Here is a 26,842-nt window from a genome sequence, read left to right as displayed (position 1 = left end):
GTGCTGTTACGGTGGTTCCGGAGATCCCCATGAAACGCGTCGCGGCCCTCTTCTGCGCCAGTCTCCTCGAATGCCTGCCGGGCCTCGCCCAAGCTTCGCTCTCCACGGTTCCCGCCCCCCTTCCGCGGCCCACGGTGGAAGAGGTGAGGAAGGCCATGGGCATTCCCTCCCAGGGAGATCTCCGGGGTCAGCAGGACGCCGTGGGGTTTGCCTCGACACCGAACCAGATGGCCAAGGTGTGGGAACGGGCCGCTCTTCCGCCGGCCCCAGAAGCGCTCGGGCCCATGCCTCCCCCTGGGGTGGCAGGTCTCATCTGCCCCCACGACGACTACCTCTATGCCGGCCGCGTATATCGCCGGCTGATCCCGTTGGTGAAGGCCAGGACCATCGTCCTGGTGGGGGTTTTCCACAAATACCGCCGCTTCGGCGCCAAGAACGCCCTGGTGTTCGATCCTTACCGGGCCTGGCGCTCCCCGGATGGCGAGATCCCTGTCTCCGGCCTGCGGGAGGACCTGCTGAAGCGGATCCCCGCCATGGATGTCATCCAGGACGCGGCCATGCAGGACAGCGAGCACTCGGTCGAGGCCATCGCCTACTGGCTGAAACACCAGGACCCGAGCGTCGAGATCGTGCCCATCCTCCTGCCCTCGGCCTCTTTCGAGCGGTTCCAGGAGTTGGCCTCCCACCTCGGCAGGGCCCTGGCGGAAAGCATGCGGGCACGTGGCTGGACGCTCGGCCGGGATCTGGCCATCGTCATCTCCTCCGACGGCATTCATTACGGCGAGGACTTCAAGTACACACCCCACGGCAGCGGCGGTGCGCAGGCCTACACCGAGGCCATCGAGCGCGACCGCCAGCTGCTGAAGGGGCCCCTGGCCGGGTCGGTGACGCCGGCGAAGGCCCGGGCCTTCTACGAGGCGGTGGTCAATCCGCAGGATCCCGACCAGTACCGCATGCCCTGGTGTGGTCGGTTCTCCATACCCTTCGGCCTTCTGCTCCTGGATGAAACGGCCAGGAGCCTAGGTCGGCCCGCTCCGGTCGGGCACCCCGTCGCTTTCGGCACCTCCATCAGCTTCCCCCAGCTCCCGGTTCGGGACCTGGGCCTGGGGGCGACCGCGGAGGCCAACCTCTGCCACTTCGTGAGCTACCCAGGCGTGGCCTACACCCTGGGCGGGCCGTGACCCCACTGTCTCACTCTGGCCGGGCGCTGATCCAGCCGCCGCCCAGCACATCCCCGTCCCGGTAGAAGACCACAGCCTGGCCCGGGGCGATGGCCCGTTGGGGTTCATCGAACACGACCTTCATCCGGCCATCCGGCAGGGGGATCACGAGGGCGTCAGCCTCGGGAGCCCGGCTGCGGATGCGCGCCTGGCAGACCAGGGGGCCTCGGGGCGGGGCATCCACCCAGCTCAGCTCTTGGGCCACCAGCTCCCGGCTGAAGAGTTCGGACTCGCCGCCCACCCAGACGGTGTTCGTGGCGGGTTCGACCCGGACCACGTACAGGGGTTCGGCGAAGGCGATTCCCAGCCCCCGCCGCTGGCCCACCGTGTGCCGCCAGTACCCGTGATGCCGGCCAAGAACGCGACCGTCGAGGTGGCGGATGTCCCCATCTCCCAGGCCTGGATCACGGCCCTCTGCTTCAAGGAAGGCATCGTAGCGGTCCTGGGTGACGAAACAGATCTCCTGGCTCTCGGCCTTTTCTGCCAGATGTAGACCCAATTCAGCACCTAGACTCCGAACTTCGGGTTTGGTCAGGTGAGCCAGGGGGAACAAAGTCCGTGCGAGGGTGGCCTGGGTGTGATGGAAGAGGAAGTAGCTCTGGTCCTTGGCCGGATCGGAGGCCTTCCGCAGGTGCCAGCGGCCATCTTCGAGCCGGATGGTCCCGTAGTGCCCCGTGGCGACGAAGGGAGCCCCCAGCGAATCGGCCCGCTCCATCAGGGCAGAGAACTTGAGGTGCTGATTGCAACGAATGCAAGGGCTTGGTGTTTCACCATCCAGATAGCTCTGGATGAAGCCCTCGATGACCGTATCTCTGAACTGGGTCTCGAAATCCATCACATAGTGGGCAAACCCCATCTCGAAGGCCACCCTGCGAGCGTCCTGGAAGTCATCAAGGGTGCAGCATTTCCCGTCTGAACTTTGAGTGGTCTTCTTGTCGAAGAGCTGCATGGAAATGCCGATGACCTCGTAGCCGCTCCGATGGAGGAGAGCGGCCATGACCGAGCTGTCGACCCCGCCGGACATGGCCGCAAGAACCCTGTCCCCAGGCCGGAGCGAGGGGTGGTCTTGGAGGGACGCTTGAGCGTGGGACAGCAGTGAGCTCACGATTCAGATCCCGAGGCGGTCAGAAAGCGGTGATCAGTTGTAATTCCTGGATTTGAAGAGCTCGTAGGCGGTTTGGTAGTAGGCCACGGTGAGGTCGTCATGCCCCTGTCCCGATGGGGCGGGGAGGTATCTGTCCTTCTCGAAGTCGTAGATCTTCGACACCCTGCTGCCGTGCAGGCCGAGGACGGTGAGGAGGCCATCCTTCATCAGGGCCACGTGATCGTTGTGATTGAACAGCAGGACCCGTCCCGATTCCGGCGTGTTCAGCGCATCCTGGCCGAACCAAGGCGCCGTGTAGGGCAGGCCAAGCAGGCCCATCAGGGTGGGGGCCAGGTCGATCTGGGACATGAGGCCATCCGAGCGCCTGGGGGACAGATGAGCCGGCGAGTAGAACATCAGCGGGATTTCGTAGGTCCGAAGGGGGATCTCTTGGCGGCCGTAGACCCTGGCACCATGATCCGCCACGACGATGAAGAGCGTGTCCTTGAACCACGGGTGCTTTTCCGCCTCCCGGAGGAACTGCCCCTGGGCGAAGTCGGCGTAGCGCACGCCGGACTCCCGGCCTCCTCCCGAGGCCTTCACGCCGATGGCTTCCAGGCCGGGACGGAAGGTGAAGGGCTTGTGGTTGGAGGTATTCATGATGTGGATGAAGAACGGGCCGCCCTTGGCCGACTGCTGATCCGCGTAGGACAGGGCCATGTCGAACAGATCCTCGTCCGAGACCCCCCAGATGTTCTCGAATCGGGGTTTGGTCTTCAGGTTGGTCCGGTCGAGGACGTCATAGCCGTTGCTCTGGAAGAATGCGTTCATGTTGTCGAAATAGCCGTAGCCGCCGTACAGGAAGGCGGTCTGGTAGCCCTGGGCCCGGAGGACGGACCCGAGGGTGGCCATGCCTTCGTGACCGGGCCGCCGGAGGATCGATTCGGTGGGAACCGGGGGCAGGGAGGTGGACAGGGCCTCCAGGCCGCGGACCGTACGGGTTCCCGTGGCGTACACATGGCTGAACCAGAGCCCCTTCTGGGCGAAATGGTCGAACTCGGGCGTCCAGTCCCGGGATGATCCGTAGAGGTGACTGAATTCGGCGCCGAAGGATTCGCTCGATACGAGGATCACGTTCAGCTTCCCCAGGCCGTCGGGGCGGGACGGAAACTGGCGATCCAGACGGCCTTCGGACAACCGGGTGAAGGTCCCACCCCCCATGGCCAGCTGGGAGGTGAGCCGCTTTAGGTTTTCGGCGCGGGGTCGGGTGGCGTAGTAGGCGTGATAGTCGATCTCGCTGGTCCGGAGCGCCCGGAAGAAGGTGGACAGACCGTTCTCCGCCAGCTCGTTGGTGACCCGGTTCTGGGAAGCGGCGACCAGGGTGGCGGGGATCCAGGCGATGGCGATCGCCAGTGCGGCACCATAGAGGGCCATGGCGTAGCTGCGCTTCTTGAGGGTCATGGGCGTGGACAGTGCCTTCGACCAGTGGCTCCGCAGCCGCCATGTGGCGATGGCCGCCAACACGGCGCAGGCGAGGAGGATCTTGACGACGGGGTATTCCGACCAGATGTCCCCGGCCACTTCCGTCGGGTACATCAGGTAGTTCACCGAAACCAGGTTGAACCTGGAGTTGAACTCTTCGAAGAAGAAGAACTCGCAGGCCGCGAGGAAGAGCCCGCCCAGCACGTACAGGAAAGTGGCGGCAGAGGAGGCGATGGGTGCCCCGGCGCGCCCGGGTTTGGCGGGAGCCTTGAGCCACAGGTACAGGGCCAGGGGGAAGAGCACGTAGAGAGCCTGGACGGCGTCGGAAACCAGCCCTGCCGGCAGGACCCAGAGCAGGGAAGTGATGGACACCTGCGCCTCGCGACCGGACGTCAACCAGAGGGCCACTCGGAGGAGCGACCCGAGGCCGAGGTACCAGGCGGCCAGCAGCAACAGCGGGCGGTATCTGGCGGCCAGGCCGTTGTCGGGGGAGGGGGGCGTCGGTCGGTCAGCGGTCAATCGGATTCCCAAGAAGGTTCCTTTCGAATTCAGCAGCAGAAAACAAGCACGCCACTAGGAAAAGCGTGGAATGCATTTTCCCATTCTCGCATCCCCCGCGGGACCTCGTCCATGAGACCGGCTCTCAAAAGCATCAACCGGCCCTAAGAAGCGTCAGGTCCGCAGCTTCGACACGCGGAGCAGGGCGCCGGCGCCCAGGAGGAGATAGGGGGCGAGGATCCCCCAATAGGCGGGCATTTCGGAGGCTCGGGCCGCGCCTCCGAACAGCGTCTGGAGGCCGAAGAAGACGAGCCCACTGACCAGTCCGGCCCCGATGGCCTGGCCGCGACCCCCACGGGGGCCCGGGAAGGTATAGGAGAGCATGGCCAGGACGAGCAATGGCCCAGCCAGCCAGCCCAGGAGGCGGCTCCACAGCAAGTACGAGCGCTCGGGATCCGGCGCCCACCGCTGCCATTGGATCAGGTCGAGGGTCGAGGCCTCGGCTGCGGAAGGAGCCGTCCGGAGGGCCCGGTCCGGGAAGAGGTCCTGGGTGGCCGGGCCAGCCACCAGATGGGCTCCCCCCCAAGCCAGAGCTTCCGACCGTTCGGCGCCGGGCTGCCACCGAAGGAGGATGGGGGCCTCGCCCGGAGCCTTCAGGGGGAAACCCCATCGGGTCTCCGGCGCCAGGTGCCACAGGACTCCTGTGGAGCCGAGGTACATCCACGGCGTGGATGAGGAAGATCCCCGTGGCCGCTGCAGGATCTGCTGATACAGGGCCCGGGCCTGGGTCCTGGCCAGCGGCGCCAGGCCCGCCTGGAGGAGGAAGGTGGCGAGGACCACCGCACCCCAGGCGAACCGACTGGCCCAGATCCACTGGAGCAGGCTGACCCCACCCGCGCGGATGGCCAGCCATTCCCGGTTGAGCGCGGCTTCAGAGAGGGCGAGCATGCTGCTCAGGAGGAAGGAGATGGGGAAGGCAACCTCCAGGAATGGTGGAAGATTCCACACCCAGTATTTAATGAAGACAAATAGATGGATGTTGTTCTTCGACAGGTCTCCAGCAAGGTTCGAGAACTCGATGAGGAGGTCCAGCGCCAGGAGGCTCCCCAGGGTCAACCCCCAGTTGCGCCACCAGGCCAACGTAGACCAGTGCCGAAAAATGCCGCGCCGCGTCCCCTGGCCGTGGATCCAGCGGAGGATTGAGGTTTTTGCGGCCGACCAGCGCGCATGCAAGGGAGTCAGGTGCAGGGCGCGGGTGAGCGGACGAAGCCATCGGGAGAGGATGCCCCGGCGGGTCCGGTGAGGTGAAAGCCGATGGCTGAGGATCAGCCAGCCAGCGCCAAGAAAGAGGAAGGGCAGGAGCAGGGTCGGATATATCGATTTAACTTTCCCGCTCAAGATCATGTTTTCAAAATATTTCATCAACAAGTAGTAGACGAGGATCACGCCCAGGCTCTTGAGGACGGCCCCCCCTCGGTAGAACCTCGGATGGCTGAAACCCAAGGCGATGCCCATGAGCAGCAGGGCAATCCCGGCCACCGGGAGGGTGAGTCGGCGACTGAGCTCCAGGGCCGACTGCTGGCGCTGGGTGTCCGGAACCGCAGTGTCCCGGTGGATCTGCATCAGGGCCCTGGAGGACTCGTACCTCAGCGGCACCGGAGCGAGGAGACGAGGGCCCGAGGGTATGGCGAACCGGAGGATCTGTTGTTCTTGCCGCAGATGGATGACACTGCCGTCCCCGGACGACTGGAACAGCACTCCCTGGAGGTCAGACAGGTGGAGCCGGATTTCCGAGCCCCCCGACAGCGTGTTCTCCAGGGCGTAGGTCATCCGGGACGCGGTCATGTGCTGTGTGCCCTGAGGCGTTGATTCCATCAGATGGATCTGGCCGTTCTCCGAGACCCAGATGGCGGTATCCGGGGAACCCGGGGGGTGCCAGGGGGGGCTCCCGGGGCGAAGGAACCTGGCCTTGGCCTCCTCGGACATCTTCTGGCGCAGGGTCTGTTGGAGGCCCGCCGAGACCGGCACCAGGACGTGGGCGTTGACGGAAGCCAGCACCAGGAGGCCGCAGGCCATGATCAGCCAGGGGAAGGACCAGGTTCGGCGCCCCGCGCCGAGCCCTTGAGCCGCAACGAGTTCGGATCCCTCCATCATCTGCTGCGTCCCCAGCAGCCCCCCGAGCACGGCCGCCATGGGGAGAACCATGGAGAAGGTTTCCGGCAGGGACAGAAGGAGAAGCGGGAACATCCAGCGCAGGGGGGCGCCCTGGGAGAAGATCTCCCGCGAGATGGCGATCATCTCCCACGAGACCAGGAGGAACCCATAGAAGAACAGCGCCCCCAGGAAGGGGGTCGCCCAGCGGCGCAGGATGTATCGGGTCAGAACGGAAGGCACTCGAGGTCCAGATTTAGCTTTCGATAATGTATATTATGTAACCTTGGAACCAACCTGGAAACCGGGGATGGAACTCACAAGACCTTTGCTGTCAAGAGGTCATGGATGTGGATGAGGCCGACAGGGCGATCTGGCTTCCCCACCATGAGGAAGGTGATCTTCCGGGCCTCCATGTCACTGGCGGCTTCCAGGGCCAGCGCGTCCTCCCCGATCATCGCGGGAGTCCGGCTCATCATCTGCTCGGCCTGGAGGTCGAGCGGGTTCCTTCCTCCCTTCTCCGCTCCCTCCAGGGCGCGGCGGATGTCCCCATCGGTGATGACACCCAGGAGCTTTGGGCCCTCCATCACGCTGGCCATCCCCAATCGTCCTCCCGTCATGGCCCGCAGCACCTCGGTCAACCCGGACGAGGCCGGGACCATCGGCCAGGTTGTATGCATCAAGGCCTTAACCTTCATGAGCTTCGCTCCCAAACTTCCAGCGGGATGATTCAAGGCGAAGCTGTCCCGGGTGAATCCTCGACGGGACATGAGGCTGGCGGCCAGGAGGTCTCCCCAGATCAGCTGGAGGGTCGTGCTGGCCATGGGGGCCAGATCCAGAGGGCATCCCTCACCCTGAGGGAGCCGGTAGCAGAAGGTCCAATGCGCTGCCTGCCCCAGGCTGCTTTCGGGACGGGCGGTGATGGCCGCCAGCGGGGTGCCCAGGCGGAGGAGGCTTGGCAGCAGCCGGACGAGTTCTTCGCTCTCCCCGCTGTTGGACAGGGCCAGCACAGAATCCTCGCGGGTCACCATCCCGAGATCTCCGTGCAGGGCTTCTGCCGGATGCAGGAACAGGCTCGGGCATCCCGTGGAGGCCAGGGTGGCGGCAACCTTTTGGGCGACGAGCCCGGACTTGCCCATGCCGGTGAGCACCACCCGGCCAGAGCGGGACAACACGCTGCCGCACCAGTCATCCACCTGGACGGGATCCCAGGTATCCCGCAATTCCTTGAGGGCGGCCTGAGCGGCCTCAAGCACCGCCTGTCCGGCTTCCTGGGCCCCTGTCGCGTGATTCTGATCCTTCACGGTTCCGGCTCCGATGGCATGGTGAACAAAGGGTTCATGCTACCAGTCATTCTCCATCCTCATGTCCCGGCCCGCGCCCCTTCCCTTCGCGGCCGATGCCGCCGATGGGCTGTCTCCGCGTTTGCTACACTGGCCCCGGCCCTGTAGCTCAGCGGTCAGAGCTGGCGGCTCATAACCGCTTGGTCGTGGGTTCGAACCCCACCGGGGCCACCATCTGCGCGGGCCGCTCTCGCGGCTCGCGCAGGCGGCGTCGGGCTCAGACGATCCACTTCCGCAATTCGCCTTCCGCGAAGTTCAGGTGCGCCAGCATGGCTTCCGAGGCCTTCTGGGGCGAGCCCGAACGGATGGCCTGCAGGATCTCCGAGTGCTGGTCGATGATCCTCTGCGCGTTCTGGACGTTGTCCTGGTACAGCTGGCGGCGCGCCACGGAGTTGGCCTTGGCGAACTCCTCCGACACCGTCTTGAAGAGCTTGGTCAGGAGGCTGTTGTGAGTGGCCTCGGCCACCGCGTAGTGGAAGGCGGCGTCGAACTCCTCGCCCTTCTCCGAATCCTGGAGGTTGAGCCGCTCCCGCATGTTCGCCAGCATGGACTCGATCTGGTCGAGCTCTTCGAACGTGGCCCGCTGAGCGGCCAGGCTGGCCGTGGCGGTCTCGAAGATCCGGCGCATCTCGAACATGTCCAGGAGTGAGTTGCGCTCCACCGCCAGGAACATGGCCAAGGGGCGGATGATGTCGTCGGTCTCAGTGCCCCGGACGAAGGTGCCCTCGCCGGGCCGGATGTCGATGATGCCGAGCATCTCCAGCGTCCGGATGGCCTCGCGCACCGAGGCCCGGCTGACCTGGAACCGGTCGGCGAGGTCCCGCTCGGCGAGCAGCTTGTCGCCAGGCTTCAGCTTCCCCTCGGCGATGAGGTGCTTGATCTGGTCCACGATCTCTTCGTAGAGGCGTTTGGTCTTGATCGGGGTAAGTTCCATACTCATAACATCCTAAGTGACGAAAAGCGAATGAGATGCGAAATGTGACCAAAAACCGGATTCTTGCGTATGGTCTGACCACTAGACCCATTGTAGGCTTCAGCCAGGCTCTTTTCCAAAACTCTACCTTTTCATCTCCTACCCCCCCTATCCCTGGAGGCTTCATGACCCCCTGGACCCAAGTCTATTCCCCGGTAGCGGGGAATATCTTTCTCTCCGCACTGGTGGCCGCGTTGCCAGTCTTCGTGTTGCTGGGCTTCCTCGCCAAGCACGTGAAGGCCCACTATTCAGCCATCCTGGGCCTGGTCACCTGTTACGTGGTGGCCGTCCTCGTCTACAGGATGCCGGCCGGCATGGCGGGCATGGCCGCGGTGCACGGCGCTCTCTATGGCCTGCTGCCCATCGGCTGGATCGTGCTCAACGCCATCTTCATCTACGACATCACGGTGAAGTCCGGCGATTTCGAGGTGGTGAAGCACTCCATTGCCGGTCTGGCGGCGGACCGCCGCATCCAGGCCCTGCTGATCGCTTTCAGCTTCGGCGCCTTCATTGAAGGCGCGGCCGGCTTCGGAACGCCCGTGGCAATCTCGGCCGCCATGCTGATCGGCCTGGGCTTCCGTCCCCTCCAGGCCGCGGGTATCGCGCTCATCGGCAACACGGCCCCCGTGGCCTACGGTGCCCTGGGCAGCCCGCTCCTGGCCCTCGCCGGCGTGACCGGCCTGCCGCTCGAGATGCTGAGCGCCGCCGCGGGCCGCATCCTGCCCATCTTCTCCCTCATCGTGCCCTTCTGGATCATTTGGACCATGGCGGGCCGCAAGGCGATGATGGAAGTCTGGCCGGCCTGCCTCGTGGCAGGCGGCAGCTTCGCCATCACGCAGTTCCTGGTGAGCAACTTCCACGGTCCCTGGCTGGTGGACATCATCGGCGCCATCGTTTCCATGGTCGCCCTGGTCCTGTTCCTCAAGGTGTGGCAGCCCAAGACCATCTGGCGCTATGAGCACGAGCGCGAGGAGGCCCACGAGTCCGGCCCGAGCCACAACACCGGCAAGGTCGTGAAGGCCTGGATGCCCTGGGTGTTCCTGTCCCTGTTCGTGTTCGCCTGGGGCACCCCGCAGGTGAAGACCTTCCTCAACGGCGGCCCCAAGGACAAGCCGAACTTCCTCGCCGGCTACACCGTCAAGAACTTCGAGATCCCCCTGCTCCACAACAACGTCCAGAAGGCTCCCCCCGTCGTGGCCAAGGTCCACAAGGAGCCCGCCGTCTGGACCTTCAACTGGCTCTCCCTCACGGGCACCAGCCTCCTGCTGGCCGGCATCTGCAGCGGCCTGCTGGCCGGGTTCGGCCCCGTGGAGCTGGTCAAGATCTTCGGCAAGACGGTCGCCCGCGTGAAGATCTCCCTGCTCACCATCGCCGCCATGCTGGCCCTGGGCTTCACCTCCAAGGCGGCGGGCCTGGACGCCACCATGGGCCTGGCCTTCGCCAGCACCGGCGTGCTCTTCCCCTTCTTCAGCGCCATGCTGGGCTGGCTGGGCGTGGCCCTGACGGGCAGCGACACCTCCTCCAACGTGCTGTTCGGCGGCCTCCAGAAGATCACCGCCCAGCAGCTGGGCCTGAATCCCATCCTCACCGCCGCGGCCAACACCACGGGCGGCGTCATGGGCAAGATGATCGACGCCCAGAGCCTTGTGGTGGCCTCCGTCGCCACGAACCAGCAGGGCGAGGAAGGCACCATCCTCCGCTACGTGTTCTTCCACAGCCTGGCTCTGGCGGCCATGGTCGGCGCCGTGATCTTCCTCTACGCCAAGGTCCTGCCCGCCAACTGGATGCCCCAGCTGCCTCCGGCCCCTGCCGCCGTGACCTCGGCTGCTCCAGCCGCCACGGCCGCTCCGGCCACCCTGCCCGCCCCCGCCCCTGCCAAGTAGGCCGGGCGGCATCTTGACGTAAGACCCGGGTCCCGCCGCGCCCAGCAGGCCGGCGGGACCTTTTTCCGCGATACCCCGACCAGAGGATGTTTCTCATGAGCACCGCCACCGCCACTTCCCTGAGGGATTCCCTCGTCTCCATCGTCGGGCCGGACCGCGTGCTCGACCGCCCCGTGGACCTGATCGCCTTCGCCGCCGACGCGAGCTTCTACCGCCTCATCCCCAAGGCGGTGGTCTTCGCGGCCGACGTGGAAGAGGTCAAGTCCCTGTTCCGCGTCAGCCACGAAACCCGCACCCCCATGACGTTCCGGGCGGCGGGCACCAGCCTCTCTGGCCAGTCCGTCTCGGACGGCATCCTGGTGGAGGTGGCCCGCAACTGGCGAGGCATCCAGGTGCTGGAAGGCGGCGCCAAGGTGAAGGTGCAGCCCGGCGTCATCGGCGCCCACGTGAACCATGCCCTGCGGGCTTACCGCTCGAAGATGGGCCCCGATCCGGCCTCCATCAACACCTGCACCGTGGGCGGCATCCTCAACAACAACTCCAGCGGCATGTGCTGCGGCGTGGTGCAGAACGCCTACCACACGCTGGAGTCCCTGACCTTCGTGCTTCCCTCCGGCACCGTGATCGACACGGCCGCGCCCGATGCCGACCAGCGCTTCCGCGAGGCTGAGCCTGCCCTGGCCGAGGGGCTGCTCAAACTCAAGGCCGAGATCGAGGCGAACCGCCCCCTGGCTGAGCGCATCCGGGCCAAGTACCGGATGAAGAACACCACCGGCTACTCGCTGAACGCCTTCATCGACTTTGCCCGGCCCGTGGACATCTTCCGGAATGTGCTGGTGGGTTCCGAGGGCACCCTGGCCTTCATCGCCGAGGCCGTGCTGAACACCGTCCCCGATCTCCCCGTCAAGGTGACGGGCTTCCTGATCTTCCCCGACCTGCATGCCGCCTGCGCGGCCATTGTCCCCCTGCGCGACGCCGGCGCCGCGGCCCTGGAGCTGCTGGACCGTGCCTCGCTGCGCTCCGTGGAGAACCAGGCCGGCACGCCCGCCAGCATCAAGACGCTGCCCGAAGGCGCGGCCGCGCTGCTGGTGGAGTTCCAGGGCAAGGACGAGTCCGCCCGGGCCGAGCTGGAGCGCTTGGCTCTGGACGCCGCCGCCCACCTGACGCTGCTCGAGCCCGCCCGCTTCACCCACGATCCCGTGGAGCAGGCCCTCATGTGGAAGATCCGCTCGGGCACCTTCCCCTCCGTGGGGGCGGTCCGCCAGCGCGGCACCACGGTGCTCATCGAGGACGTGGCCTTCCCCATCGAGAAGCTGGCGGATGCCGCGGTGGACCTCACGAAGCTCTTCGCGAAGCACCGCTATGACGAGGCCATCCTCTTCGGCCACGCCAAGGACGGCAACCTGCACTTCGTCATCACCCAGTCCTTCAACGACCAGGCCGCCGTGGACCGCTACTCCGCCCTCATCGACGACGTGGTGGAACTGGTGGTCAAGAAGTACGACGGCGCGCTCAAGGCCGAGCACGGCACCGGCCGCAACATGGCGCCCTTCGTGGAGGCCGAGTGGGGCCCCGAGGCCAAGGCCGTCATGGAGCGCCTGAAGGACCTGGTGGATCCTGCGCGGCTCCTGAACCCCGGGGTCATTCTCAACGCCGATCCCCACTGCCACCTGTCGAACCTTAAGCCCATGCCCGGCGTGGAGGAGGAAGTCGACAAGTGCATCGAGTGCGGCTATTGCGAACCCAAGTGCCCCAGTCGCGAGCTCACCCTCACGCCCCGGCAGCGCATCGTCGTGCGCCGCGAGATGGCCCGCCTGGAGGGCAACCGCGAGAACCCCACCCTGCTTTCCTCCCTGCAGGAGGCCTTCCCCTACATGGCGCTGGAAACCTGCGCCACCGACGGCCTCTGCGCCACGGCCTGCCCCGTGGGCATCGACACCGGCCAGCTCACCAAGCGCTTCCGCCGCGCCAGCCACAGCCGCCGGGCCCAGAAGATCGCCCTCTCCGTGGCCCGCCACTTCGCCACAGTGGAGCCGACCATGCGCCTGGCGCTCCGCTCGGGCCACCTGGTCCAGAGCATCTTCGGTCCCAAGGCCATGCCCTTCATCACGCGGACCATGAAGGCCTTCGGCGCCTCCCACCAGTGGAGCCCGGAGATGCCCAAGCCCGCGAAGGCGCCCCTGCCCTCCACCTCCCTGGAAGGGGCGCAGGCCATCTACTTCCCCGCCTGCCTCTCCCGCATGATGGGCCACCTGCCCGGTGAGCCCGAGGAGATGAGCCTGGTGGAAGCCCTGGTGAAGGTGTCCCAGCGGGCCGGCTACCCGGTCCACATCCCCTACGATGTGGAAGGGACCTGCTGCGGCGTGCCCTTCAGCTCCAAAGGCTATGACGAGGCCCACCGCTACACGATCAACCGCACCATCGAGAAGTTCTGGGAGTGGACCCAGCAGGGCCGCCTGGCCATCGTCATGGACACCAGCCCCTGCACCTACGGTGTGCTCACCAGCCGCGGCTACCTCACGCCCGAGAACCAGGCGAAGTTCGACAAGCTGAAGATCCTCGACAGCCCCTCCTTCGCCCATGACGTGCTGCTGCCCCGCCTGCGCGTCACGAAGAAGGTCGACTCCGTGGTCCTCCACCCCGTCTGCTCCATCACCAAGATGAACCTCCTGCCCAAGCTGGAGGGCGTCGCCAAGGCCTGCGCCGACAAGGTGCTTGTGCCTCGTGATGCCGGCTGCTGCGGCTTCGCCGGAGACCGCGGCTTCACCCACGCGGAGCTGACGGCCTCGGCCACCAAGCACGAGGCGCGGGAGGTGAAGGCGCAGGCCTTCGACGGCTACTACGCCAGCAGCCGCACCTGCGAGGTAGGCATGACCCGTTCCACAGGCCAGGTGTATCGTAGCTTCCTGTACCTTCTCGAATCCGCCACCCGACCGGAGGCCTCCAAGTGAACGGTACCAAGCCCAAGAAGGTCTACTTCTACGGAACCTGCCTCGTGGACCTCTTCTTCCCCGATGCCGGCATGGCCGGCATCCAGCTCCTTCGCCGGGCTGGCGTGGAGGTCGTCTTCCCCGACGGCCAGACCTGCTGCGGCCAGCCCGCCTTCAACTGCGGCTACTTCGAGGAGGCCCGGGACGTGGCCCGCACCCAGGTGGCCCTCTTCCCCGAGGACCTGCCCGTCATCCTGCCCTCCGGCAGCTGCGCGGGCATGATGAAGGTCCACTACCCGGAGCTGTTCCACGGCCAGCCGGACGAGGCCAAGGTCCGCGCCTTCAGCGCCCGTGTCTACGAGCTGACCCAGTTCCTGGTGGATGTGCTGGACGTGAAGCTCAAGGATCTGGGCGAGCCGGTGAAGGTCACCTGGCACAGCTCCTGTCATGCCGTGCGCGACCTGGGCCTGAAGGGTGAGCCCCAGGCCCTCATCGGCCAGCTTGCGAACGTAGAGCTGGCACCCCTCGCCCGGGAATACGAGTGCTGCGGCTTCGGCGGCACCTTCTCCGTGCGCCACCCGGAGGTCTCAGGGGCCATGGTCGCGGACAAGATCGCCGATGCCACCGCCACGGGGGCCTCCGTTGTCCTGTCCACGGACGGCGGCTGCCTGATGAACGTGAACGGCGCGCTGGAAGCCAAGCGCAGCGGGCTCAAGGTCCAGCACATCGCCGAATTCCTGTGGGAGCGCACCCGTGCACGCTGAGAACGAAATCCATTTCAGGGATGCCGCCGCCAAGGCCCTGCAGGATCCCCAGCTCCGGGCCAACTTCCGTCGCGCCATGGACGGCCTCATCACCAAGCGCAAGGCCCAGTTCCCTGATCCGCGGGATCTGCAGGACCTGCGCGACCTCAGCACAGCCATCCGCTCGCGCAGCCTCCTCTGCCTTCCGGAGCTCCTGGAACAGCTGGAGGCCAGCTGCACGAAGAACGGCATCAAGGTGCACTGGGCCGAAACCTGCGAGCAGGCCAACGAGTTGATCCTCGGGCTGCTCGAGGCCCGCGGCGCCAAGACCATGGTCAAAGGCAAGAGCATGGTCTCCGAGGAGATGCACCTCAATGCCTTCCTGGAGAAGCACGGCATCGAGGCGCTGGAATCCGACCTGGGTGAGTACATCATCCAGCTGGACGGCGAGACGCCGAGCCACATCATCATGCCCGCCATCCACAAGAACAAGGACCAGATCGCCCGGCAGTTCAGCCAGAAGATCAAGGACGCCAAATACACCGAAGACGTGGACGAACTCACCGCCATGGCCCGGAAGGTGCTGCGCGAGAAGTTCCTTCGGGCCGACGCCGGCCTTTCCGGCGTGAACTTCGCCGTGGCCGAGACCGGGACCCTCTGCCTGGTGGAGAACGAAGGAAACGGCCGCATGAGCACGCATGTGCCGCCCATCCACATCGCCGTCATGGGCCTGGAGAAGGTGGTGGCACGGCTCGAGGACGTGGCCCCGCTCTATTCGATCCTCACCCGGTCGGCCACGGGCCAGGCCGTGAGCACCTACTTCAACCTCATCACCGGCCCCCGCGGCGCGGATGAGAAGGATGGACCGCAGGAAGTCCACCTGGTCATCCTGGACAACGGCCGGTCGCGGATCTACGCCGATCCCCAGCTGCGGGCCACCCTGCGCTGCATCCGCTGCGGCGCCTGCATGAACCACTGCCCCGTCTACACCCGCGTGGGCGGCCACGCCTACGAGGCCATCTACCCTGGCCCCATCGGCAAGATCCTTACGCCGCAGATGGAGGGTGTGGGCGTCCGCCACGACCTCATCCACGGTTCGAGCCTCTGCGGCGCCTGCGGCGAGGTCTGCCCGGTGGAGATCCCCATTCCCGAGATCCTGGTGCGCCTGCGCCGGGAAGCGACCCACGAGGACCTGGGCTCGAAGGTGGCTGGCAAGGGCACGGGTCGCACGGCCACCGAGGACTGGGCCTGGCGCCTCTGGGCCGGCGTGATCAAGCGTCCGGGCCTGTACCGGCTGGCCACCTGGTTCGCCACGCGCTTCGGGAAGGCCCTGCCCGCCAATGCGCCCCTGATCAAGAACTGGACCCAATCCCGCACCAAACCCGTTCCGGCCCGCCGTTCGCTAAGCGAGCGCATGCGCGCCGAGGGAGTCCCCCATGAGTGATCCCCGCACCGCCATCCTCGGCCGCCTCCGCGCCTCTGGCGAATCCGGTCCCCTGCCCGAGCTGGACACTGCCGTCCTCGAACGCCGGCAGTGGCCCGCGGCCCAGCGTCCCGCCCAGCTCCGCAAGGGCATGGAAGCGGTCCACACGGAGTTCCTGGAGGCCACTCCTGCGGACTGGCCGGCTGTCGTCCGCGCCTTCTGCGAGCGCGAGGGCCTCAAGAACCTGCTCTACGGTCCCGCCAGCGAGGCCGGCGCCGCCCTGGCCGCCGCCTGGCCCGCCGGTGGGCCGACGCTGAAGCCCTATGACCGCCCCGTGGAAGCCTTCAAGGAGGAGCTGTTCAACGGCGTGGATGCCGGTTTCACGGGCACCGTGGGCGGCGTGGCCGAAACGGGCGGCCTCCTGCTGATGCCCGGATCCACCGAGCCGCGGCTCATGTCCCTGGTGCCGCCCATCCACATTGCCCTGCTTCGCACCTCCACCATCCACGACACCTTTTGGTCCGCCGTGAAGGCCCTGGGCTGGGGCCGGTCCCTGCCCCCCAATGCGTTGATGATCTCCGGCCCCAGCAAGACCGCCGACATCGAGCAGACCCTCGCCTACGGCGTCCACGGCCCCAAGCGCCTCATCGTGGTGCTCGTGGACGATCTGGCGTAGACGCAAGCCCACCCTCGCGCTACACTGCTCCTTCATGGCTGGGTAGCTCAGGTGGTTAGAGCGAGGGTCTCATAATCCCTAGGTCGGCAGTTCGAGTCTGCCTCCAGCCACCAACAACAGGAAAGCCCCGTGGATGCTGAATCCCGGGGCTTTTTTGCGGCCTATTGTGTTCAACACTTACAGGCACCAAAATCGACGCGGACTGAGGATGGGTACTACTCAGGGGTACTATCCCGGTCTGGGATGCCGATCCACCCTGCAGCGCAACGCCTTAGGCTTGGCCAAAGTCTCGGTTGCCAATCGAATGGCGCAATCCTGCGCCCTAAGTCGGAGGCACGCCGGCGTTCATGAATGTTCAATTCTGTTGGGGCGCAACCCGTTCAGCCTGACTATGGCCGTGAATGGATTCGTTTAGGTGGGAGGACCAGCAAACAGACGCGTGCTGGAATTCCAGAAGGCTCGCCTTGGCCAGGATCGGGAACCGGATGAGAGATTCCATCCGCGGTCGATTTCGTTCGGTTACCCAGGGAATCCCGATCTGCGTCGTCAGACATTTCTGGCATCCGCCGGCCTGTCTTAGAAAGAAAAATTAAAAAAAGACGCTTGACAAAGTCATGCCGTGTGGTTTCGCAGCTAGGCTTAGGTCAGCAGGGCAGCGATTGACTCCACCGAGACCGGGGCCAGCGTTAGCTCTGCATACACCAAACATAGGCGCCTTTCAGCGCCAAGGAGGATCTATGGCAATCCGCAAGCTGGTCATCTCCTCGAAGCCCCTCGTCGTTCAGTGCTCGATCTCCCTCCGGGACTTGATCCGGCATGAGGAGAAGGCCCAGGCCCTGGACCCGACGGTGCTGCTGACACGCGTCGTCACAAAAATCCTCCGGCTGCCCACGGTCCCCCCTGGTGGATACGTCTCGCTCGGGGTCGTCCCGCTGAGCCCGAAGAAACCCGCCCTGCACGTCCACGGGGGAATTGCCCAGGCCGCAAGGCGGATCGCGGCCGAATGCGAGACCACGCCGGGCAAGCTCCTGACCGGCCCCATCTTCGAGGAGTTGATGCGCCCCTACACCCCTCCCATGTTCGAGCCCGGCGAGATCTAGACGCGACCAGGTCATTGGCGGCCATCCACCGTGGGTGGCCGCCCCAGTCTCACGACCAGACAGATGAAACGGATGGCGCATGGGCATTGAAAAGCTGAAGAACCTCATCCAGAAGATTTTCCTCGCTGCTGGCTTCACGGAAGCGGGGGCCGTTAAGGGTTTCGAGGTTTCGCCGATGCTTGTCTGGCCCCTGCTCTCAGGGGCGTTCCTCTCTCGGTTCTTTGGCGTTCCACCGAAAATCCTCACAAAGTTGGGCATTCCCTGTGGACAGGGATCCCTGGCCCAGAGCCCATTGTCGGCATTGGGGGCTCTTTTTGAGAGCATCAACAACGAGATGAGGTACCGGGTAGCTGGTGCGTGGCACGCACTGATTTCGGCAGATCCCCACATCGTAATCCCCGGGGAAGACCTACACCGGTTGAATGTCTTCACCGCCCTTACCGTGGCTGGGCTGCCCTGGGACGAATTGTTTTATCTTCTGGAATCGGGCACCGAATACGTCATCCCGACTACGGGCAAGATCCGTCGGCTGATCACCCCTACGGGCGGTGGCGGTCAGCCTCGCCTTGTGGATCGATGGGCTCACCTGGCTGCCGTCAGGTGCCTCCACGGCGGTGCGGGCCTTCGCTATAAAAGGGCCCTGCTTCCCGAATCGGACAGCCATATCAGCCTGCCGCACGTTCGCATGATTCTGAGCACCATGGATGATCCCAATAGGGCATCTTCCGACTTCGCCATCTGCGTCCCACCAGTTGCCATCGCCCAGGCTGTGGGGTTGCGCCTGCGGCTGGCACGCCACGCGCGAATCGAGCCGAATTCCTCCGAACCTGCCCAACTCCTTCTGGCGATGTCGGACAACATGTCCGACCCCGCAAGGCGGCTGACACTGCACCTTCTGGCCGCTGCTAGAAGTCGTCCCATGAGGGGGGTCGATGAAACGCAGGCGGACCCCTTCAAGCACCTGGAGGATCCGTGGCTTCAAGCCGCCCTGCTAGGCGCCGCCACCACCACCATGAGCGCCCCAAACCGCAAAGATCTGAAGCAGCGCCTTTCCAATGCCGCGGAAGAGGTCCTGATCCAAACGGACCTGGGACCTTTTAGGAAGGTGTTGGCACCGACCCTCGTTAGACACTGCAGGCGAGCGACAGCTTTTCCCACTGGCCGCTCATCGGCCCTCAACGAGGGGCACAACGGTGATGCCCCCCCTGCGGCACTGCCCCCTGACCATACTTCGTCAGGCGATACACTTCCGGGAAACACACCCCCACCCCCTACCCTGCCGGACGGACAGCGGAACCATACCCCGGAAGTGGCGGGAGTATGTCCCCACTTTGACGGGAGTATGTCCGCTAGTGCGCGGGACCATGTCCAGGCCACTAGCGTAAATGCTGTTAAACAAACAGATGGACGCTTGTTCAAGAAGAAGGATTTAAGGATTTATTTAGGAACCGTCCTCGGGCAGGTGACTGTTGGATGGCAGCGCGTGGCGGTCAGCTTCCTACGGGGTTGGCGTACCGTCGTCGACCTGATTACTTCAATACACACACATAAAATTGAAATAAAACAACAGATAGACCGCGAAATGGTCGAACCTGCAGCAACGGAAGAAGCCGTCGATTCCCAAGGGGGGTGCATTTCCCGGAATCCGTGGGAAGTGGCCGAGGACCGAACACCGTACGCCCTTTCTAACGGCGCATGCAGGCCCCTGGATCCGGTGGAACTGGACCAAATAGATCATCTCCGCCTGAACTACCCATTCGCTGTCCGCTGGCCTAGGGAACTTGTCGTCCTTCTGACTAGCTATCTCCCCCCTGGAGAAACCACTCCCCTGTCCGCGACGACAGTCAGTGAAACCTTGGCCAATGCGGACGAAAGGATCACACCCGGTCATGTCTACGCGCTTTTGCGGTGGGTAGACCAGTGCCCGGTTGTGCTTTTGGCGGCGAAACACCACCACATGCTGGAAGCCATCAATTCGATCACAATCATGGCTGGCTGGATGAGGTCAAAGGTCACCAAGGGGGTCCTAGCCGATTGGCAAACCTTTGATTTCGTAGACCCGACAAGGCTCTTCATCGGCTACCTCTGGCGTCACAACGCACCTTCGGCTTGGCGAACGGAAGAAGCCGCCCGGGCATTCGCCGAATGGTGGGTTGCGACCAAACTGCCGCATCGCGCTGGACCTGGTCCGGATCCGGCACTGGAGGCAGCACAGTACCTGCTCTCGGCCTTGGGACCCCTAATTGGTGCCTCAAGGTGGGAATGGGCCCAGTTCGCGCTGCGGGACGCTGCCTCCAACCAGGGTAGGGCAAGGTTTGACTCTTTCTGGCGGGCATTGCCCGTTCAGCTCAACAGAATCTACCGGGACCCTATCAATGACAGAAGTGAAGGTGACCGCTTCCCCGCTGAAAGGGGGAATGGGGCAGGCGAGGCTGATGCCCCTTCACACTAGTCTCTCGTGTCGGGTCGCCAGGCTAGGTCCATCGCGGCTTGGATTTCCTTCGAGGCCTGCTCATAGGCCCTCAAAAGGCCATGAAGATCATCCTCAGTAGCTTCGAACTCGCGACCGTGATCCGTCAGAAGAATTGCCCGCCGTCCATCGGCATATTCAACGACCCATCAAAAGGGATCGCATTCCCAGGCGTGTCGTAGAACCCGGAACCTCATCAATTTGACATGGGCTTGGGCCCTTGGTGCATCTGCCATTTTGCCTCCCATGGAAGCCTTAGGCAGCCTACAGAGTCGCTACCCGTTTGGGAGCCCCAGCAACTTGATGGTGCGGTCCGCCTTCCGGAATCCCCTGCCCTCCCCGTCCCTGGCCCTGCGCCGTCGGTCCTGCCCATCCTGCTCGGCGGTGCCTGCGCCGGATGGGTCCCTCGGCCCTTTGGCGCCTCCGCCTGCGGCTCGGGCGCCCAGGGCTATGCCTGGGCGCTTCCCGCCAGCCTGGGGCCACGTCCGGCTCCCGCAAGGGCTGTCCTCAGGCTACCCGTCTGGAGATGGCTTTGAGGGAATGCGCAACGCCGTCAGATCCAGTCGAGAATTCCAACGACTTCATCTAGGTCGGTTTCGATGCTGAGCAGGGTTTCGTCCATTACCTTTGCCTGGTCTGCCAGCGCAAGCCGGTCAGCACGTACTGTGTCGCGCAGGTGCCGGATGAGGTCCTCCGCGTAAGTCATCGCATCGCGATCCTGCAGGGCTTGGGCCACCACACAGGTGTCCAGATGCCCCTGAGCCGGAAAGCGCGAACACCCTGGGCAGGGTCCCCGGCCATTCAAGGCCTGCGGGCCTCCCCATTGGATGTGGGCGAGCACCGCCTGAAGCTGACGTGCCCGGAGGCCCAGACGCGCGATCTCCCTGGCATGGGATGGAACACTGCTGCCGTCCCGAATGACATAAGGATCATGAAGCTCTTCCATCATCGCTAGTCCCCCCCGTCTCAAGCCTGGCGAGATTGGTCGCTAAGGGGAGCCACCTATTTCGTTCGGGTCTCCAGGAGGGAGAAAAGCCAGCCGTGGTATTCGGCCGCCTCACCCCAGGGAAGGATCTGGTGGAGCGGAAGGGCGGCAGAGTTCAGGATCACGAGATCGTAGGCTTCGCCCATGTTGCAATAACGACTGTTGCTCGCGCGCACCAGAGGCACCCTGGGGTTCAAGTGGAGCGCGGCCCGGAACTTGCTCGGGTGGTCGTACACGAAGAGCAGTCCGATATCCGTCTGGCAGGCGAAAAGGTGGCGCCCTTCCTCGCTGATGAAGGGAGAGATGCAGGCCTTGCGAAGTCCCAGGAGTTTCGCCTCCCGTTCCAGGACGATTTTGGGGTCCGGGTATTGATCTTCGGCCTGTTCCCGAAGAAGGTCGGCGATGGCCTGCAGTCGCGCCTGCTGATCTTCTCGCGTCTTCTTGCGAAGTTTCAGCCACTCCCAGAGTTCACTCCACCGGGCCATCAGTTCCAGGTTGGCGCCAATTCCCACCATCACGGGGATGGGATTAGAAATGGCCCCAGGGCTGATCTCCAGCCCAGAGCCCTGTTCGAGGTCCCTAGACCAAAGGCCGGTGGAAGATACCAGCCGCTCGAAGGCTCCGCCGCCAGCCCCGAGTGAAATCGTAGGGCGCGATCCGATCAGGCCGGAACGTGGATCCACCGCGGTTGTCGTGTCCATGAATGCCTCCTATGCGTTCAAAGAACCGTTTGGCTGCGTATTCGGTCCCCAACCGCGCTCCTGCGAAGCGTCGGCCCGTAGCAACATCCGTAAAGGAAATCCCGACCAGCGCGCCATTCCTCCAGACGGTGAAGGGGTCGTATCCAAGCCTGGCGATCTCGATCAGCGCCTCCCCCTGCCGAAAACCCGCGTCGATCACCCGATCGATTGCCTGTCGAAGAAGTTCCTTTCGAGGTGTTTTCCCGGCCCGATTCATCTTCTTCTCACGGCAGGTTTCTCGCTTCGGCCTTGGCACACGGCCGTGAGGGTTCCTTGGGGCCTTTGGCGACTCGACGCGGCGCAGGTTGAAACGGTGCTCCAGTCGCCGCAGGCAACGCATGATGATCCGGACGTCTCGAAGCTGTTCCGAGAACACCCTCCCTTCGGAAAGCCGCGTGCCCACAATGTGAATGTGCTCGCAGGCCGTGTCCTCGTGGCCGATCACTGAGTAATGCCCCCATCGAAGGGAACGGGCAAGGTCGCTGGCAACGTCCAACCACTGCAGGGGCGTCAGAGTTTCACCAGGTGGCAACGACACATGGACGTGATGAACAGGGTTCGTGACATCCGGACGGAGCCGCTGCAGGCCTTCGTAGAAATGAACAAGATCTTCTGGATGGCTGGCCAACACCGTGCCGCCGAAGAGGTAACCCCGCATGTCTTTCTGATCCCCCTTGCCCCAGAACAGGTAGTGGAACAGCCCGCGGAAATCCTTCCCCTTCTGGGCCCCGGCGATCACAGGCGCCTCAGCTCTTCTTGAAGACTGGCCACCACCCGCAGTGTCTCCTCTACAGCGACGGCGGATGACACCGCGCCATCCCGGTAGAGGAGCCTGACTGCCTGGTTGAGGTTGTTCCCGATGGGCCCCAGGGCCTTTGCCAGCGCGAGGTGACCTTCCGATGGAAGGGGCCGCCCTGCCTGGGCGCGAAGCCAGATGGCCTTGCTGAGACTGATGCCCATGGCCTCCGCATCCCGCCGCCAGTCCTGGATATCGCGGACCCGGGCCGTGATGGTCACCTGGACGCAGCGGCATTCTTCCGGATCGCGATGCCAAGGCACAGTCCCTCCCAGGGCCTGTCGTCGTCCTCCGCGACGGACTCGCGAAGAGGAAGAGGATCAAAGCCACGCATGAACCTTCCCTTTAAGCCTGGTCCTCATCCACATGAATATCCAGGCTTCACGGAGGATGTCGCGATTTCAGCGGGGATTCGCATCAGAAGCCCGACCTAGAACTCCGTGATCCCGCCGGACACCTTCACCCCTTGCCATGGACTAGAACGCATCCTTGCTTGAGGCGATTCCCAGTCAATGATCGGAGATGGAGGTAACCTCGATCACCACGCCCAGGCCATTCATGATCGTTCCAGCAGGAAAGTCAGTGCGTGACTTTGAGATTGTTCGAGGGCTTCATGGATGACTTTGTCATCGTAGCGATGGCTCGAGATTGGCACCGCCGGCGGCCAAACGATTTCACGGCGAGTTGACGTTCAAAGCCGGGTTGGTGTTCCCAGCGAGCAAGGTATTCCCACTGGGCCGGTTTCGCGTGCAGCGCGCGGTCCCTGGGTATACAGGTGTTGAATTGGCCCAATCCCACTGGATGGGTCTAGCCTGCGTCGACCTGAAGGGCACGCATCAGCAAGGCATGAATGAATTCCGTCCCCTCGAAGATCGTCATTGGCATTGGTGGGGGTTCAATTCTTCGTAGGCCGTGCCTGGCCTTCAAGCCGGCAGCCTCAGCGCTGTTGGCGGTCTGCTTGAAACGGCCTCGTTGGGAAGCGGAAGCCCATCCTTTCTTGTCCACGGTTTGCCCGATGGCATACTCGACTTCCTCAAGTACCCCGTAAAGCTGCGGCCAGCCGCGTTGTGGATCAGCCCATAGGCGCAACGCACGCTCCAAGTGCGGATTAGCTGTTGCACCGTGCACCATGCTGTCGGCCACAGAAATCCCTGGTGGCACCGCCTGGCCGCCCACCGTGGTGGAGATGAGCGAGGATCCCTTCATTCGCAACTGGGCTCCCTCGGGAAACACGAAGGCGTCCGCCCTTCCATCTTCGTGTACGCGCTTTACGTGCCCCAGTTGAGGTCGTTTCAGGTTCGATTGCAGAAGCCGAAGGGCACCAAACTGGAGTTCTAGGAAATGCCCAGCCCGTTCCCGCACCAGGGCGGCATCCTCGATCCCTTGGAATGCCGAGCCGGTCAAGTAGGTTCTGCCTTCCTGTTCCACAACGACGCATTCCCCGGACCGGAAGTTACTCGGGAATTCCTCCAAATCAAATGCGTCCCCAAGAATCTCCACAAACCATTGGGCCATCGGAATCACCTAAGGCTGACTGATGTTCCAGACCTGTTTCAGCCGCTCCACCGTGTGATCCCACTTCGGGTCCGAGGGCCTGCATACCGTGTTCTGGTTGCCGAAGAACCCGACTTCCTTCACGGCCTTGGTCAGCGGGACCGTGTGTTCCCAATTCACGCGCACCAGGTACTCAGCAGCGTCATCGTCCTCGGCGTTGTTGAACATGCCTTTGGATGCCAGTTTCAGATTCGGATTGGCCAGGTCCGTGAGTTCCCCACCCGGGAGTTCCACCTTGAAGTCCGTCACCTTCACGGCCGGTTCTAGCACCCGGCCCACGCCCACATAGCCCTTCTTGGGGACGTTGACCCACACGCGGTCACCTGGCTTCAGGTAGTTCAGGGTGTTGCTGTACCAACGCCCACCACCACCTGAAATGAACCCGATCTGGACGGCATCCTCCCAGGTGCGGCGCTCGTCCACGCCGAATGAAACATAGAACTCCCCGTTCCAGGGGCCGCGCTCCTTGGGCTTGGGCGGGTCCACCAGGGGATCCGTGGCTTCCAAGGGATCCTGAAACCAGACGCGGCTCAGGAACTGGGCGGCGCCATCGGTGAAGACTTCGAAGAAGACGGCGTTGATGGGGATGCCGCGTTCGCCAAGATAGGCCAGGATGCGTTCGGTCTGGCTGTCCAGCTTGGCGGCCACGACCACCATCCGGTGTTCCTCATTCAGATTCACTTCGTCCAGGCGGGTGTTGAACTTCTCCAGGAAGGCCTGGTCCAGGCTCTGGCTGCCCAGCTCTGGGCGGTAGTTCTTCACGAAGCCCTGCCAGATCTCCGCGATCTGCTGGGGCTCCAGGTGTTCCACCCAGGCGGCGTAATCCAGGGCCTGGGCGGTCACCTCCCGGGGGGTCATGTGCTTCTTCAGCTCGATGACGACAAGGGAACCGTTCTCGTCCACGGCCAGCAGATCAATGAACTTCCCATAGTCGGTCCGAACTTGGCGGCCAATGAGTAGCCATCGCTCATTCAGAATGCTGACGTCCTGGAAGATGAAATCCTCCAGGAGCTCCTCCTTCCCTAGGCTTGTGGGACTCAATGCTTTCAGGCCTTGGTCGATGCGGTAAAGGGTGTGTTGGAAGGGCATGTTATGCGCTCCGTTGTAGCGTCTACTTGAGGTTCGGCTCCCTAATTCCTAATACACGCCAGAAGCACCTGTGGACATATATTCGTGTCTGCTCGTTAATCTCGCTAACGGATACGGTTCGAGCCCCTATGGTTGACCACGCGATGGAATCATAACTGTCGATTTTCAACCCGATCAGACCAACTCTATAGAAAATAGTCAAAATTTCACGTTTAAACCGGAATACATCTATAGTTCCTTCCGTATATTTCTTCGCTAGCTCCGAAATGCAATCTACCTTGTGATCAGGCATTGTCGTAAGAAAATCTAAAACTATATCTTCACATTGATTTACAAAAATTTCAGATACCGGAAATGCCGAAGGCCTATTTTTCAGTATGGAGGAAAATGTAAGTAAATTTGGATAATCGGCCGACCATTCATCCGCAAGGGAGCGGAGGCGATTTCTAGAATATTCCCCTTCAGCATCTTGCAAAATTTGGGTATTTATCGTCGAACGGCCATCTGCCTTCTGTATGCATATGTTGAAAAACATTATAACATCACGCGGCCTCATCAGGGAAATTTCACAGATATAATCTATCACCTTCTTACCAAGATGCTTCTGGGGAAGAATATCCCGGTAACTGATACGTGCCGTTGTATATCTGGATCGGATTAGTTGATTGACCCTAGAATCCAGAATCTGTTCCAATTCTTCCTTTTTCCACACGAGATCCAAGTATAAAGATTCATATTTTTCCTCTTGAAAGCCGGAGTCCCTTGTGTGCTGATATACGCGATCCAACAAATCTCTGCGAATGGCAATAATAATTTTGGCATTATGAATTCGTTTGAAATCCCTAACCGTTTCAATCAATGCACGAATTAGATAGTTCTTTAATCCATCATCCACCCACTGTTCATCCAATTTATCAATTAAAATATAATATTTAATCTGTGGATCCGATAGTATGTCGTCAATTAGTTCTATAATTTTGGCTAATTCTTGAATTTGAACCTTATTGATAACCTCTTGAGCACGGTGAATAATTTCAATTTTTTCTTCTTCAGTGGATTTGCCAGACGCCGATGATTCAAATTTAAAACCAGGTATCATCGATTGAATGGATGCCTTTAATTCGAGTTCCAATTTTTCGGTGATTTCCTGTACCCTATAATCTGTCTGCAGCCAAAATGATTGTCCCCAATTTTCAAGATACGAAAGAACCCTGTCATGTTTTTTGTTTCTGAACATTCCCTTAATTTTATCTACAACCGTCTCCTTTGACTGTTGGTCCATGATGTGAAAATGCCGCTTGATTAATTCGATCGCAAATACATGTCTCCATAGCAATTTGTAAAAAATATCTAATTTGACGCCAAGAGAGTGCAAATAACGCAAAATGGTTGAATTTGAAATATATGATAAGGCGAGTGAATCGGGTAGTAAATAAATAGAACGTTCCGTGGACTCAGAAATCCTTCTAATCAAAGCGGTCTTCCCCGCTCCTGTCCTGCCGACAATGAGCCGTTTTGCATCGAGTGTGTCCATTAAGACCTCGGTCACCCCGGTGTCAACGAAGCAATCCTCAAGAAGCGAATCGTCATCTGCATCAGTAGCCCCAATTGAATCGTTTCGCCTAAATTTGAATGGCGATTTTTCAGGGACGCTCTTTGATGACATGATGGCTTCCTTTTTTAGTTGGTATCATTTTGAAGA

At 62.6% G+C, this 26,842-nt stretch carries 20 protein-coding genes and 2 tRNA genes; 11 read left to right on the top strand and 11 right to left on the bottom strand.

Features of this window, described 5'->3' with window-relative positions; translation table 11 throughout:
• Window positions 1-29: 29 nt before the first annotated feature.
• Window positions 30-1,181, top strand: a complete 1,152-nt coding sequence (amrB, locus tag ML539_RS05250; RefSeq protein ID WP_243321330.1) for an AmmeMemoRadiSam system protein B — start codon at window positions 30-32, stop codon at window positions 1,179-1,181.
• A gap of 10 nt (window positions 1,182-1,191) precedes the next feature.
• Here the strand turns inward: amrB and mnmA are convergent, their stop codons facing one another.
• From mnmA to ML539_RS05230, 4 genes are all read right to left on the bottom strand, one after another.
• Window positions 1,192-2,313 (bottom strand): tRNA 2-thiouridine(34) synthase MnmA, encoded by a 1,122-nt coding sequence (gene mnmA, locus ML539_RS05245; RefSeq protein ID WP_279341518.1) that lies wholly within the window; start codon window positions 2,311-2,313, stop codon window positions 1,192-1,194.
• A gap of 45 nt (window positions 2,314-2,358) precedes the next feature.
• Complete coding sequence (locus ML539_RS05240; RefSeq protein ID WP_243321325.1) at window positions 2,359-4,305, bottom strand: alkaline phosphatase family protein; 1,947 nt, start codon at window positions 4,303-4,305, stop codon at window positions 2,359-2,361.
• Between the two features lie 153 nt (window positions 4,306-4,458).
• Entirely contained in the window at window positions 4,459-6,678 is a 2,220-nt protein-coding gene (locus ML539_RS05235; RefSeq protein ID WP_243321323.1) for an LptF/LptG family permease, read from the bottom strand.
• 74 nt (window positions 6,679-6,752) lie between these two features.
• The gene (locus ML539_RS05230; protein ID WP_243321322.1) at window positions 6,753-7,739 is read right to left on the bottom strand and encodes a KpsF/GutQ family sugar-phosphate isomerase; all 987 of its coding nucleotides are present in this window, start codon (window positions 7,737-7,739) and stop codon (window positions 6,753-6,755) included.
• Between the two features lie 137 nt (window positions 7,740-7,876).
• Between ML539_RS05230 and ML539_RS05225 the strand changes: the two genes are divergently transcribed.
• Window positions 7,877-7,952, top strand: a tRNA-Ile gene (locus tag ML539_RS05225).
• Window positions 7,953-7,995: 43 nt separating this feature from the next.
• On the opposite strand, the gene ML539_RS05220 is transcribed toward ML539_RS05225, so the two are convergent.
• Window positions 7,996-8,712, bottom strand: a complete 717-nt coding sequence (locus tag ML539_RS05220; protein ID WP_243293666.1) for a FadR/GntR family transcriptional regulator — start codon at window positions 8,710-8,712, stop codon at window positions 7,996-7,998.
• Between the two features lie 164 nt (window positions 8,713-8,876).
• Here ML539_RS05220 and ML539_RS05215 point away from each other — a divergent pair, with 164 nt between their 5' ends.
• The 8 genes from ML539_RS05215 (at window position 8,877) to ML539_RS05180 (ending at window position 19,958) form a co-directional block, all read left to right on the top strand.
• Window positions 8,877-10,634 (top strand): L-lactate permease, encoded by a 1,758-nt coding sequence (locus tag ML539_RS05215; protein WP_243321319.1) that lies wholly within the window; start codon window positions 8,877-8,879, stop codon window positions 10,632-10,634.
• A gap of 95 nt (window positions 10,635-10,729) precedes the next feature.
• Complete coding sequence (locus ML539_RS05210) at window positions 10,730-13,585, top strand: FAD-binding and (Fe-S)-binding domain-containing protein (protein WP_243321317.1); 2,856 nt, start codon at window positions 10,730-10,732, stop codon at window positions 13,583-13,585.
• On the top strand, window positions 13,582-14,328 hold the full coding sequence (locus ML539_RS15640; protein WP_243321315.1) for a (Fe-S)-binding protein: 747 nt from the start codon (window positions 13,582-13,584) through the stop codon (window positions 14,326-14,328). The genes ML539_RS05210 and ML539_RS15640 overlap by 4 nt, the downstream gene beginning before the upstream one ends.
• On the top strand, window positions 14,318-15,751 hold the full coding sequence (locus tag ML539_RS05200; protein ID WP_243321314.1) for a LutB/LldF family L-lactate oxidation iron-sulfur protein: 1,434 nt from the start codon (window positions 14,318-14,320) through the stop codon (window positions 15,749-15,751). The genes ML539_RS15640 and ML539_RS05200 overlap by 11 nt, the downstream gene beginning before the upstream one ends.
• Window positions 15,744-16,406, top strand: a complete 663-nt coding sequence (locus ML539_RS05195) for a lactate utilization protein (protein ID WP_243321312.1) — start codon at window positions 15,744-15,746, stop codon at window positions 16,404-16,406. The genes ML539_RS05200 and ML539_RS05195 overlap by 8 nt, the downstream gene beginning before the upstream one ends.
• Window positions 16,407-16,442: 36 nt before the next feature.
• A tRNA-Met gene (locus ML539_RS05190) sits at window positions 16,443-16,519 on the top strand.
• A 624-nt stretch (window positions 16,520-17,143) separates the two neighbouring features.
• A complete protein-coding gene (locus tag ML539_RS05185) occupies window positions 17,144-17,506 on the top strand; it encodes a hypothetical protein (RefSeq protein WP_243321309.1) in 363 nt (120 codons plus the stop codon).
• Between the two features lie 79 nt (window positions 17,507-17,585).
• On the top strand, window positions 17,586-19,958 hold the full coding sequence (locus ML539_RS05180) for a hypothetical protein (protein ID WP_243321308.1): 2,373 nt from the start codon (window positions 17,586-17,588) through the stop codon (window positions 19,956-19,958).
• Window positions 19,959-20,529: 571 nt separating this feature from the next.
• Here ML539_RS05180 and ML539_RS05175 read toward each other — a convergent pair.
• A complete protein-coding gene (locus tag ML539_RS05175) occupies window positions 20,530-20,925 on the bottom strand; it encodes a hypothetical protein (protein ID WP_243321306.1) in 396 nt (131 codons plus the stop codon).
• 53 nt (window positions 20,926-20,978) lie between these two features.
• On the bottom strand, window positions 20,979-21,662 hold the full coding sequence (locus ML539_RS05170; RefSeq protein WP_243321304.1) for a hypothetical protein: 684 nt from the start codon (window positions 21,660-21,662) through the stop codon (window positions 20,979-20,981).
• Between ML539_RS05170 and ML539_RS05165 the strand changes: the two genes are divergently transcribed.
• Complete coding sequence (locus ML539_RS05165; protein WP_243321302.1) at window positions 21,661-22,149, top strand: hypothetical protein; 489 nt, start codon at window positions 21,661-21,663, stop codon at window positions 22,147-22,149. The two genes, ML539_RS05170 and ML539_RS05165, sit on opposite strands and share 2 nt — an antisense overlap.
• 287 nt (window positions 22,150-22,436) lie before the next feature.
• Here the strand turns inward: ML539_RS05165 and ML539_RS05160 are convergent, their stop codons facing one another.
• From ML539_RS05160 to ML539_RS05145, 4 genes are all read right to left on the bottom strand, one after another.
• Window positions 22,437-22,760: a hypothetical protein gene (locus ML539_RS05160; RefSeq protein WP_243321300.1), complete on the bottom strand. Its 324-nt coding sequence runs from the start codon at window positions 22,758-22,760 to the stop codon at window positions 22,437-22,439.
• Between the two features lie 544 nt (window positions 22,761-23,304).
• Entirely contained in the window at window positions 23,305-24,012 is a 708-nt protein-coding gene (locus ML539_RS05155) for a hypothetical protein (protein WP_243321297.1), read from the bottom strand.
• A 9-nt stretch (window positions 24,013-24,021) separates the two neighbouring features.
• On the bottom strand, window positions 24,022-25,140 hold the full coding sequence (locus ML539_RS05150; protein WP_243321295.1) for an endonuclease NucS domain-containing protein: 1,119 nt from the start codon (window positions 25,138-25,140) through the stop codon (window positions 24,022-24,024).
• 22 nt (window positions 25,141-25,162) lie between these two features.
• Window positions 25,163-26,806 carry a hypothetical protein gene (locus ML539_RS05145; RefSeq protein WP_243321293.1) on the bottom strand — a complete coding sequence of 548 codons (1,644 nt, stop codon included), beginning with the start codon at window positions 26,804-26,806 and terminating at the stop codon, window positions 25,163-25,165.
• Between the last annotated feature and the right edge of the window lie 36 nt (window positions 26,807-26,842).

The organism is Geothrix sp. SG200, assembly GCF_022808935.1.
Taxonomy (GTDB): domain Bacteria; phylum Acidobacteriota; class Holophagae; order Holophagales; family Holophagaceae; genus Geothrix; species Geothrix alkalitolerans.
The sequence above is the reverse complement of the archived record's forward strand: the minus strand, read 5'-3'. Positions and strand labels throughout refer to the sequence as shown.

Coding starts and splice junctions, on each gene's coding strand:
- amrB (WP_243321330.1), top strand. CDS start 30: ATGAAACGCGTCGCGGCCCTCTTCTGCGCCAGTCTCCTCGAATGCCTG.
- ML539_RS05220 (WP_243293666.1), bottom strand. CDS start 8,712: ATGGAACTTACCCCGATCAAGACCAAACGCCTCTACGAAGAGATCGTG.
- ML539_RS05215 (WP_243321319.1), top strand. CDS start 8,877: ATGACCCCCTGGACCCAAGTCTATTCCCCGGTAGCGGGGAATATCTTT.
- ML539_RS05210 (WP_243321317.1), top strand. CDS start 10,730: ATGAGCACCGCCACCGCCACTTCCCTGAGGGATTCCCTCGTCTCCATC.
- ML539_RS05195 (WP_243321312.1), top strand. CDS start 15,744: ATGAGTGATCCCCGCACCGCCATCCTCGGCCGCCTCCGCGCCTCTGGC.
- ML539_RS05185 (WP_243321309.1), top strand. CDS start 17,144: ATGGCAATCCGCAAGCTGGTCATCTCCTCGAAGCCCCTCGTCGTTCAG.
- ML539_RS05180 (WP_243321308.1), top strand. CDS start 17,586: ATGGGCATTGAAAAGCTGAAGAACCTCATCCAGAAGATTTTCCTCGCT.
- ML539_RS05175 (WP_243321306.1), bottom strand. CDS start 20,925: ATGATGGAAGAGCTTCATGATCCTTATGTCATTCGGGACGGCAGCAGT.
- ML539_RS05165 (WP_243321302.1), top strand. CDS start 21,661: ATGAATGCCTCCTATGCGTTCAAAGAACCGTTTGGCTGCGTATTCGGT.
- ML539_RS05170 (WP_243321304.1), bottom strand. CDS start 21,662: ATGGACACGACAACCGCGGTGGATCCACGTTCCGGCCTGATCGGATCG.
- ML539_RS05155 (WP_243321297.1), bottom strand. CDS start 24,012: ATGGCCCAATGGTTTGTGGAGATTCTTGGGGACGCATTTGATTTGGAG.
- ML539_RS05150 (WP_243321295.1), bottom strand. CDS start 25,140: ATGCCCTTCCAACACACCCTTTACCGCATCGACCAAGGCCTGAAAGCA.
- ML539_RS05145 (WP_243321293.1), bottom strand. CDS start 26,806: ATGTCATCAAAGAGCGTCCCTGAAAAATCGCCATTCAAATTTAGGCGA.